This window comes from Stutzerimonas balearica DSM 6083, from assembly GCF_000818015.1.
GTDB lineage: Bacteria > Pseudomonadota > Gammaproteobacteria > Pseudomonadales > Pseudomonadaceae > Stutzerimonas > Stutzerimonas balearica.
On the sequence record NZ_CP007511.1, the window covers coordinates 364,001 to 373,321 of the forward strand.

General features: G+C 64.7%; 7 protein-coding genes. 2 read left to right on the top strand and 5 right to left on the bottom strand.

What is annotated here, in order from left to right:
* Positions 1-2 precede the first annotated feature (2 nt).
* The 5 genes from ntrC to glnA all read right to left on the bottom strand — a co-directional run bounded on the left by ntrC (position 3) and on the right by glnA (position 5,446).
* Positions 3-1,439, bottom strand: coding sequence for a nitrogen regulation protein NR(I) (ntrC, locus tag CL52_RS01615; protein ID WP_043218013.1), 1,437 nt, complete (start codon positions 1,437-1,439; stop codon positions 3-5).
* Positions 1,436-2,518, bottom strand: a complete 1,083-nt coding sequence (gene glnL, locus CL52_RS01620) for a nitrogen regulation protein NR(II) (protein ID WP_041108509.1) — start codon at positions 2,516-2,518, stop codon at positions 1,436-1,438. The genes ntrC and glnL overlap by 4 nt, the downstream gene beginning before the upstream one ends.
* Positions 2,519-2,686: 168 nt before the next feature.
* The gene (locus tag CL52_RS01625) at positions 2,687-3,298 is read right to left on the bottom strand and encodes a DUF4124 domain-containing protein (protein WP_369804579.1); all 612 of its coding nucleotides are present in this window, start codon (positions 3,296-3,298) and stop codon (positions 2,687-2,689) included.
* 8 nt (positions 3,299-3,306) lie between these two features.
* Positions 3,307-3,840 carry a DUF4124 domain-containing protein gene (locus tag CL52_RS01630; RefSeq protein ID WP_043218015.1) on the bottom strand — a complete coding sequence of 178 codons (534 nt, stop codon included), beginning with the start codon at positions 3,838-3,840 and terminating at the stop codon, positions 3,307-3,309.
* A gap of 199 nt (positions 3,841-4,039) precedes the next feature.
* Positions 4,040-5,446, bottom strand: a complete 1,407-nt coding sequence (gene glnA, locus CL52_RS01635) for a type I glutamate--ammonia ligase (protein WP_043218017.1) — start codon at positions 5,444-5,446, stop codon at positions 4,040-4,042.
* A 344-nt stretch (positions 5,447-5,790) separates the two neighbouring features.
* Between glnA and thiI the strand changes: the two genes are divergently transcribed.
* Together thiI and typA are read left to right on the top strand one after the other, a co-directional pair.
* Positions 5,791-7,275 carry a tRNA uracil 4-sulfurtransferase ThiI gene (gene thiI, locus CL52_RS01640; RefSeq protein ID WP_041108501.1) on the top strand — a complete coding sequence of 495 codons (1,485 nt, stop codon included), beginning with the start codon at positions 5,791-5,793 and terminating at the stop codon, positions 7,273-7,275.
* 121 nt (positions 7,276-7,396) lie between these two features.
* On the top strand, positions 7,397-9,217 hold the full coding sequence (gene typA, locus CL52_RS01645) for a translational GTPase TypA (RefSeq protein ID WP_041108499.1): 1,821 nt from the start codon (positions 7,397-7,399) through the stop codon (positions 9,215-9,217).
* Positions 9,218-9,321: the final 104 nt, after the last annotated feature.

Consider the following 9,321-nt stretch of genomic DNA (forward strand, 5'->3'; position numbering starts at 1 on the left):
CGTCAGCCCTCCTCGCCGTCGTCCTCGTCGGCGCCGTCGACACGCATGCCCAGCTCCTTGATCTTGCGCGTCAGTGTGTTGCGCCCCCAGCCGAGCAGCAGCGCGGCATCGCGACGGCGCCCGGCGGTGTGCTTGAGCGCGGTCTCGATCATGATCCGCTCGAAGGCCGGCACCGCCTCGTCGAGCAGGTTCGACTGGCCGCGGCCAAGGGCCAGATCCGCCCAGTTGCGCAGTGCCTGCTGCCAGTCGTCGACTGGCTGCGTCTCGCCGTGCTGGTGCAGCAGCTCGGGCGGCAGGTCGCTGACATGCACCTCGCGCCCGGAGGCCATCACCGTGATCCAGCGACAGGTGTTTTCCAGCTGACGCACGTTGCCGGCCCAGGGCAGGTGCTTGAGGTATTCCTCGGTTTCCGGCTTGAGCAGCTTGGTCTCGACAGCCAGTTCCTGTGCGGCGTTGGCGAGGAAGTGCCGCGCCAGCGCCGGGATATCCTCGCGCCGGTCGGCCAGGCGCGGGATGTGGATGCGGATGACGTTGAGCCGATGGAAAAGGTCCTCGCGAAACTTGCCGGCCTGCACCAGCGCCTCGAGATCCTGGTGGGTTGCGGCGATGATGCGGACGTCGACTTTCACCGGGGTATGCCCGCCGACACGGTAGAACTCGCCATCGGCGAGCACGCGCAGCAGGCGGGTCTGGGTATCGGCCGGCATGTCGCCGATCTCGTCGAGGAACAGCGTGCCGCCGTCGGCCTGCTCGAAGCGCCCGCGGCGCTGGCTGGCCGCGCCGGTGAACGCGCCTTTCTCGTGGCCGAACAGCTCGGATTCCATCAGGTCCTTCGGGATCGCCGCCATGTTCAGCGCGATGAACGGCGAGGCTGCACGCGGGCTGTGGCGGTGCAGGGCATGGGCGACCAGCTCCTTGCCGGTGCCGGACTCGCCGTTGATCAGTACGGTGATGTTCGAGTGCGAAAGGCGACCGATGGCGCGGAATACCTCCTGCATTGCCGGCGCCTCGCCGATGATCTCCGGCGTGTGGTGCTGATCGGGCGTCGGCGCCTGGGCCTGCTGCTCCTGGGCATGCTGGTAGGCCCGCTTGACCAGCGAAACGGCGTCGTCGACATCGAACGGCTTGGGCAGGTACTCGAAGGCGCCGCCCTGGTAGGAGGCCACTGCGCTGTCGAGGTCCGAGTGCGCGGTCATGATGATCACCGGCAGGCGCGGATGCTGTTCGCGGATCTTGGCCAGCAGGTCGAGACCGCTGGTGCCCGGCATGCGGATGTCGGAGATGATCACGTCGGGTTGCTGCCGGGCCAGCCGGTTGAGCACGCTGTCGGCGCTGTCGAAGCTCTGGATGTCCATGCCTTCCTGTTGCAGGGCCTTCTCCAGCACCCAGCGGATGGAGCGATCGTCGTCGACGATCCAGACGGTTTCGCTTCGGCTCATGGCGTTGTGGCTCCTTGTTCCAGCGGCAGGAAGATCGAGAAGGCGGTGTGCCCCGGATGGCTCTCGCACTCGATCAGGCCCTGGTGCTGACTGATGATGTTCTGGGTGATGGCCAGGCCCAGCCCGGTGCCGTCGGGGCGGCCGCTGACCATCGGGTAGAAGAGGGTGTTCTGCAGTTCGGCGGGGATGCCCGGGCCGTTGTCGATGATCTCGATGCGTGCGACCAGGCGATGGCGCACATGGCCGATGGTGAACTGGCGCAGCGTGCGCGTGCGCAAGGTGAGCCGGCCGAGCCCGAGTTCGGTCTGCCCGGCCAGCGCCTGCATGGCGTTGCGCATGATGTTGAGCAGCGCCTGGATCATCTGCTCGCGGTCCATCAGCACTTCCGGGATGCTTGGGTCGTAATCGCGCACCAAAATGAGGCGTCCCTGTGACTCGGCCTCGATCAGGCTGGCAACGTGTTCCAGCACCTCATGGATATTGGTCATCGCCAGCGACGGCAGCTTGTTCGAGCCGAGCATGCGGTCGACCAGATTGCGCAGGCGGTCGGCCTCTTCGATGATCACCTCGGTGTAATCCTTCAAGTGCTCGTCGGGCAGCTCGCGGGCCAGCAGCTGCGCCGCTCCGCGGATGCCGCCCAGCGGATTCTTGATCTCGTGGGCCAGGCCGCGCACCAGTAGCTTGGTGGTTTCCTGGGTCGACAGCTGGGCCTCATCCTTGGTGATGCGTAGCAGGCGATCGCGCGGCAGCACTTCAAGCAGCAGCATGGTTTCCTGCTGCGTCGGGATGGGCGTCACGGCGTAGTCGACGGTCAGCGTCTGGCCGCTGACCGAGGTCAGGGTCGCCTCGCGCTTGGTGAACGGATGGGCTTCGGCAACTGCCTGGCGCAAGGCCGAGAGCGCCTCGGGGGATTCGGTAAACAGCTCGCTGATGAACTGGCCGTGGCTGCGCTGGCCGCTGACCGCCAGCAGCATCTCGGCAGCCGGGTTCATGTACTCCAGGCGCAGCCGCGCATTGAGCAGAAGGGTTGCGGTAGTCAGATTCTCGAGCAGCAGGCGTTGCAAGGCATCGTTGATCATGGCGGGTCCGCATCCGGTGGGTAGACCGTCAAATGCAAGAAGCAAACCAACGCGCCATAGCGGCGCGAAATGGCGGTTCCCTGCACGCCTCGGGCAGGCTGCGTGAACCAAATTGGGCTTTCCCGCAGCCGTTGGCGAGCTAGCGCACCAAAAAAGTGCGCCGCCTGATCATAGATAGGGCACGAACGGGATGTCGCGTTTTTCTTCCGGCTTGTCCTTCAGCGGGCACTCCAGGCGCACGCCGTAGTCGTCTTTCGCACAGGGCCGAGCCTTGCGGCGCTGAGCCAGCGACATGCGCCGCAGGTGGACGTCCTGCTCGGCGCTGCGGGCCAGCTCGCTTCCGTCGGCAGCAAGGATCAGCAGGGCGATGCGATGCGTGCCGCGGTCGACATTGTGCAGGGCGAATGTGCCCGACTCGCCCGGCTCGCCGTATGGCTGGCCATCGAACAGCAGCTGGTAGCGGTGCCCGGGGCGTAGCGGTGGCTCGCTCGCGCCGTTGATGGTCAGGTTGCCGGCATTGTCGCGGACGGTGGCATCTGCCGCCGGGCTGATGATTCGCAACGCCTGGTAGCCGGCGCGTGCGGGCGTCGCGGGCGGTGCTTGTGTTGCGGGCGCGGGCAGCGGCATCGCTGGCATCTGGTTCGCCGGCTTGAGCTCGATCGGCTCGGCTGCCGTAGTGGGGCGGTCGGTAAAGACGCGGTTGCCCTCGGCATCCAGATAACTGTAGATGCCGGCCTGTGCCGGGGCGGCCAGCAGGGCCAGCAAAAGCCAGGCGAGCAATTGCACCCTCAGCGCCCCCGCAGGGCCGGGCTGGAGGTGTGGGCACGCTGCACGGTGAACAGCTGCGGTTCACTGCGCTGTATCACGCGTTCGCCCTGCAGGATCTGTACTTCCAGGCGGTGCTGGCCGCGGTCGATGTTGTTCAGCTGCAGGCTGGTGGCCTGGCTCGGCTCGGCCTGCGGAATGCCGTCGAGCACGAAGCGCAGGCGATGGCTCGGTTGCAGAGGCGGGTCCAGCTCGGCGCTGACCACGAAGGTGCCGTTGTTGGCGCGCAGCGCCTGTTCGTCGGGGATGCCGGCGATCGCCAGGTGCCGATAGGGTTGGCCGTTCTGCTGCGCCTCGCCCGGCAACGGCGGTGGCGGCTCCGGCGTGCGGATATCGACGGTGTTGGCCGGCGGCAGCTCGACGGGTTGGGCCTGGACGTTTTCCGGTGGCTGGTTGGTGAACACCGTGTTGCCCTGGGCATCGGTGTATTTGTAGATCTCGCTGCCATGTGCCTGGAGGGCCAGCAGTGCGAGCAGGCCGAGCAGTGCGTTGCGCATCGGAAAGGCTCCGCGGGGGTTGGGTGATCGAAGCCTTGCACCGCCAGCTATGGCAGGCAAGTTCGATCGCGCGGAATTGCGACGCCCTGCTGATGGCGGCCATCGCTTGGCCCGGGTGGCCCATAAACGACGAACCCCGCCGGGTGGCGGGGTTCGTGGGCGCGGTCGAGGCCGGTGTTGGCCGGCCTCGATTCGGCGATCAGCAGCTGTAGTACAGATCGTATTCCAGCGGGTGCACGAAGGTGCGTACCTTGATTTCCTCGGCCGCCTTCAGCTCGACGTAGGAATCCAGGAAGTCCTTGGTGAACACGCCGCCCTTGAGCAGGAACTCGTGGTCGGCTTCCAGCGCTTCCAGGGCTTCCTTCAGGCTGCCGCAGACCTGCGGGATGTTGGCCGCTTCTTCCGGCGGCAGGTCGTACAGGTTCTTGTCGGCGGCGTCGCCAGGGTGAATCTTGTTCTGGATGCCGTCCAGGCCGGCCATCAGCAGCGCGGCGAAGGCCAGGTAGGGGTTGGCCGACGGATCCGGGAAGCGCGCCTCGATGCGACGGCCCTTCGGGCTGGCGACATACGGGATGCGGATGGAGGCGGAACGGTTGCGGGCCGAGTAGGCCAGCATGACCGGAGCCTCGAAGCCCGGAACCAGACGCTTGTAGGAGTTGGTCGACGGGTTGGTCAGGGCGTTCAGCGCCTTGCCGTGCTTGATGATGCCGCCGATGAAGTACAGCGCGGTATCGGACAGGCCGGCATAGCCTTCGCCGGCGAAGGTGTTCTTGCCGTCTTTGGCGATGGACATGTGCACGTGCATGCCCGAGCCGTTGTCGCCGTACAGCGGCTTCGGCATGAAGGTCACGGTCTTGCCGTAGGCGGCGGCGACGTTCTGCACGCAATACTTCAGGGTCTGAACTTCGTCAGCCTTGGCCACCAGGGTGTTGAACTTCACGCCGATTTCGTTCTGCGCGCCGGCCACTTCGTGGTGGTGCACTTCGACGGCCTGGCCCATTTCTTCCAGGGCGTTGCACATGGCGGTACGGATCTCGTGATCCGGATCGGCCGGCGGAGTCGGCAGGTAGCCGCCCTTCACGCGGATGAAGTGGCCGCTGTTGCCCTGACGGCCGTCGAGGTCGGCGTCACTGCTCCAGGAAGCCTGTTCGGAGAAGATCTTGAACATCGAGCCAGACATGTCCGACTTGTACTTCACGGAGTCGAAGATGAAGAACTCGGGCTCCGGGCCGGCGAATACGGTGTCACCGATGCCGGTGGACTTGAGGTATTCCTCGGCGCGCTTGGCGATGGCGCGCGGGTCGCGCTCGTAGCCCTGCATGGTCGAAGGTTCGATGACGTCGCAGACCAGGATCAGGGTCGGCTCTTCGGTGAACGGATCGAGCACGGCGGTGCTGTCGTCCGGCAGCAGGATCATGTCGGAGGCTTCGATGCCCTTCCAGCCATCGATGGAAGACCCGTCGAACATCTTGCCGACTTCGAAGAAGTCGTCATCGGCGTCGCGGGCCGGCATGGTGATGTGATGCTGGCGGCCCTTGGGGTCGGTGAAGCGCAGATCAATCCACTTCACATCGTTATCTTTGATCAGTTGAAGCGACTTCGACATGGGTGTTCTCCAAGTGGTGGAAGCGTGACAGTAGCTTCCCTGTATCGAGGTTGAAGCCGGGTGGCGATGTTCCGCCAAGGCGACCTGCCTCACAAGAGAGCAAATTGCATGCCAGTGCTCCGAGTTGGGTCCGGTGCGCCCGCCGGCGCCGCCTGCGCCTCTGGCCCCCGGTCAGGGCAGCCTATCCATGCCATTGCTGTGCACGCTAATGGTGCGCCTCTGCAGTGCGCTGCCTCCTTTTGGTGCCTTGCGCCAGTGGTGCAGAAAACCGACTAAAGGTCTGGCCATTTCCGCTATACTCCGCGCCCCTCTTTTTCAGGCCTCGCCGGCCACGCGCTGCGTCCATGAAGCTGATCGTCAAGGTTTTCCCCGAAATCACCATCAAGAGCCCACCGGTGCGCAAGGGCTTCATTCGTCAGCTGACGAAAAACATCCGCGCCGTGCTCAAGGATCTGGACCCTGCGCTCCAGGTCGAGGGTGTGTGGGACAACATCGAGGTGGAGACTTCCGTCGGCGAGGCCAAGGCGCTGCGCGAGATGATCGAGCGGTTGCGCTGCATGCCAGGCATTGCGCATTTTCTCGAGGTCCACGAATACCCGCTGGGCGACCTGGACGACATCGTCGAAAAATGCCAGGCGCACTATGCCGAGCGCCTGCCGGGGCGCATCTTCGCCGTGCGCTGCAAGCGTGCCGGCAAGCATCCGTTCAGCTCGATGGACGTCGAGCGCCACGTCGGCAGCCAGTTGCGCCAGCGCTGCGGCGCCGCCGGCATCTCGCTGAAGGCGCCGGAAGTCGAAGTGCGCATGGAGATCCGCGACCAGCGCCTGTTCGTCGTGCATCAGCAGCATGACGGCATTGGCGGCTACCCGCTCGGCTCGCTGGAGCAGACGCTGGTGCTGATGTCCGGCGGTTTCGACTCCACTGTCGCGGCCTACCAGATGATGCGCCGCGGGCTGATGACCCACTTCTGCTTCTTCAACCTCGGCGGCCGCGCCCATGAACTGGGCGTGATGGAAGTGGCCCACTATCTATGGAAGAAGTACGGCAGCTCGCACCGCGTGCTGTTCATCAGCGTGCCCTTCGAAGAGGTGGTCGGCGAAATCCTGCAGAAGGTCGACAACAGCCAGATGGGCGTGGTCCTCAAGCGCATGATGCTGCGTGCCGCGACCCAGATCGCCGAGCGCCTGAGCATCGATGCGCTGGTCACCGGCGAGGCGATCAGCCAGGTGTCCAGCCAGACGCTGACCAACCTCAAGGTGATCGACTCGGCTACCGACATGCTCGTCCTGCGCCCGCTGATCGCCAGCCACAAGCAGGACATCATCGACACCGCGACGGCCATCGGCACCGCCGAATTCGCCCGCAACATGCCCGAATACTGCGGCGTGATCTCGGTGAACCCGACCACCCGAGCCAAGGGCTACCGGGTCGTGCACGAGGAAAAGCAGTTCGACATGGCGATTCTTGAGCGCGCCCTGGCGAACACCCGACAGGTCGCCATCGACCGGGTCATCGATGAACTGGGCCAGGACCTCTCGGTCGAGGAAGTCGGCGAAGCGCTTCCCGGCCAGGTCGTCCTCGACATCCGACACCCGGACCTGGCCGAGGACGAACCCCTCGAGCTGGCCGGCATCGAAGTCGAAACGGTGCCCTTCTACGCGCTGAACAACCGCTTCAAGGAACTGGATGGCAACCGCCAGTACCTGCTGTATTGCGATAAAGGTGTCATGAGCCGCCTGCATGCTCATCACCTGCTGAGCGAGGGGCACCAGAACGTGCGGGTCTACCGACCGGCAAGCCCGAAAGCCGTTGCTGGAAGCGCCCAGTGAAGAGCGCCCGTCCGACCAGCCGTATCGTCATTCGACGCAAGCACCCTCCCGACCGGGCTGCTGCCTGCGCCTTCCGTCCCGTTTCGGCTTCACGCTTCCCGCATATTTTTAGGTAACCAAAGTGATCGAGAACCTCAGAAACATCGCCATCATCGCCCACGTCGACCATGGCAAGACCACCCTCGTCGACAAGCTGCTCAAGCTCTCCGGCACCCTTGACCGCAAGGAAGCCGAAGGCGAGCGCGTGATGGACTCCAACGACCAGGAACGCGAACGCGGCATCACCATCCTGGCGAAGAACACCGCCATCAAGTGGAACGACTACCGCATCAACATCGTCGACACCCCCGGCCACGCCGACTTCGGTGGCGAGGTCGAGCGCGTCATGTCGATGGTCGACTCCGTGCTGCTGGTGGTCGACGCCCAGGACGGCCCCATGCCGCAGACCCGCTTCGTGACCCAGAAGGCGTTCAAGGCCGGCCTGCGTCCGATCGTCGTGGTGAACAAGATCGACCGCCCGGGCGCGCGTCCGGATTGGGTCATCGACCAGATCTTCGACCTGTTCGACAACCTCGGCGCCACCGATGAGCAGCTCGATTTCCCGATCGTCTACGCCAGCGCCCTGAACGGCATCGCCGGTCTCGATCACGAAGCCATGGACGACAACATGGATGCCCTGTTCCAGGCCATCGTCGACCACGTGCCGGCACCCAAGGTCGACACCGAAGGCGCATTCCAGATGCAGATTTCGCAGCTGGACTACAACAGCTTCCTCGGCGTGATCGGCATCGGCCGCATCGCCCGCGGCAAGGTCCGCTCCAACACCCCGGTGACCGCCATCGGCGCCGACGGCAAGAAGCGCAACGGCCGCATCCTCAAGATCATGGGCCACCACGGCCTGCAGCGCGTCGAGGTGGAAGAAGCCACCGCCGGCGACATCGTCTGCGTCTCGGGCATGGACGAGCTGTTCATCTCCGACACGCTTTGCGACCAGCAGAGCGTCGAGGCGCTGCCGCCGCTGACCGTCGACCAGCCGACCGTGAGCATGACCTTCCAGGTCAACGACTCGCCGTTCGCCGGCAAGGAAGGCAAGTTCGTCACCAGCCGCAATATCAAGGATCGTCTGGACAAGGAGCTGCTGCACAACGTGGCGCTGCGCGTCGAACAGGGCGACAGCCCGGAGAAGTTCAAGGTCTCCGGCCGCGGCGAGCTGCACCTGTCGGTACTGATCGAAACCATGCGCCGTGAAGGCTTTGAGCTGGCCGTGGGCCGCCCGGAAGTGGTGATCATCGAGAACGAGGCCGGCGAGAAGCAGGAACCGTACGAGAACGTCACCATCGACATCGAGGAGCAGCACCAGGGCCCGGTGATGGAGCAGATGGGCCTGCGCAAGGGCGATCTGACCAACATGATCCCCGACGGCAAGGGGCGTATCCGTCTGGAATACACCATCCCCGCGCGCGGCCTGATCGGCTTCCGCAACGCCTTCCTGACCCTGACCTCGGGCACCGGCATTCTGACCTCGACCTTCAGCCATTACGGGCCGATCAAGGCCGGTGAAGTGACCAACCGCCAGAACGGCGTGCTGGTCTCCATGGCTACCGGCACTGCGCTGACCTACTCGCTGGAAACCCTGCAGGACCGCGGCAAGCTGTTCCTCAGCCCGGGCGACGAGGTCTACGAAGGCCAGCTGGCCGGCATCCACAGCCGCGACAACGACCTGGTGATCAACCCGACCAAGGCCAAGAAGCTCGACAACATGCGCGCTTCGGGTAAGGACGAGACCATCCAGCTGACCCCGGCACTGAAATTCACCCTCGAGCAGGCGCTGGAATTCATTGCTGACGACGAGCTGGTGGAAGTCACGCCGAAGTCGATCCGCCTGCGCAAGAAGATGCTGAACGAGAACGACCGCAAGCGCTACGAGCGCAGCAAGGTCTAAACGCCGTTGCAGTCAGACAAAGGCGCCTTCGGGCGCCTTTGTTGTTTCTATCCAAAAATCGCGCCCATGGACTTGAGCCACGGCATCTGCGCGAACTACCCTTC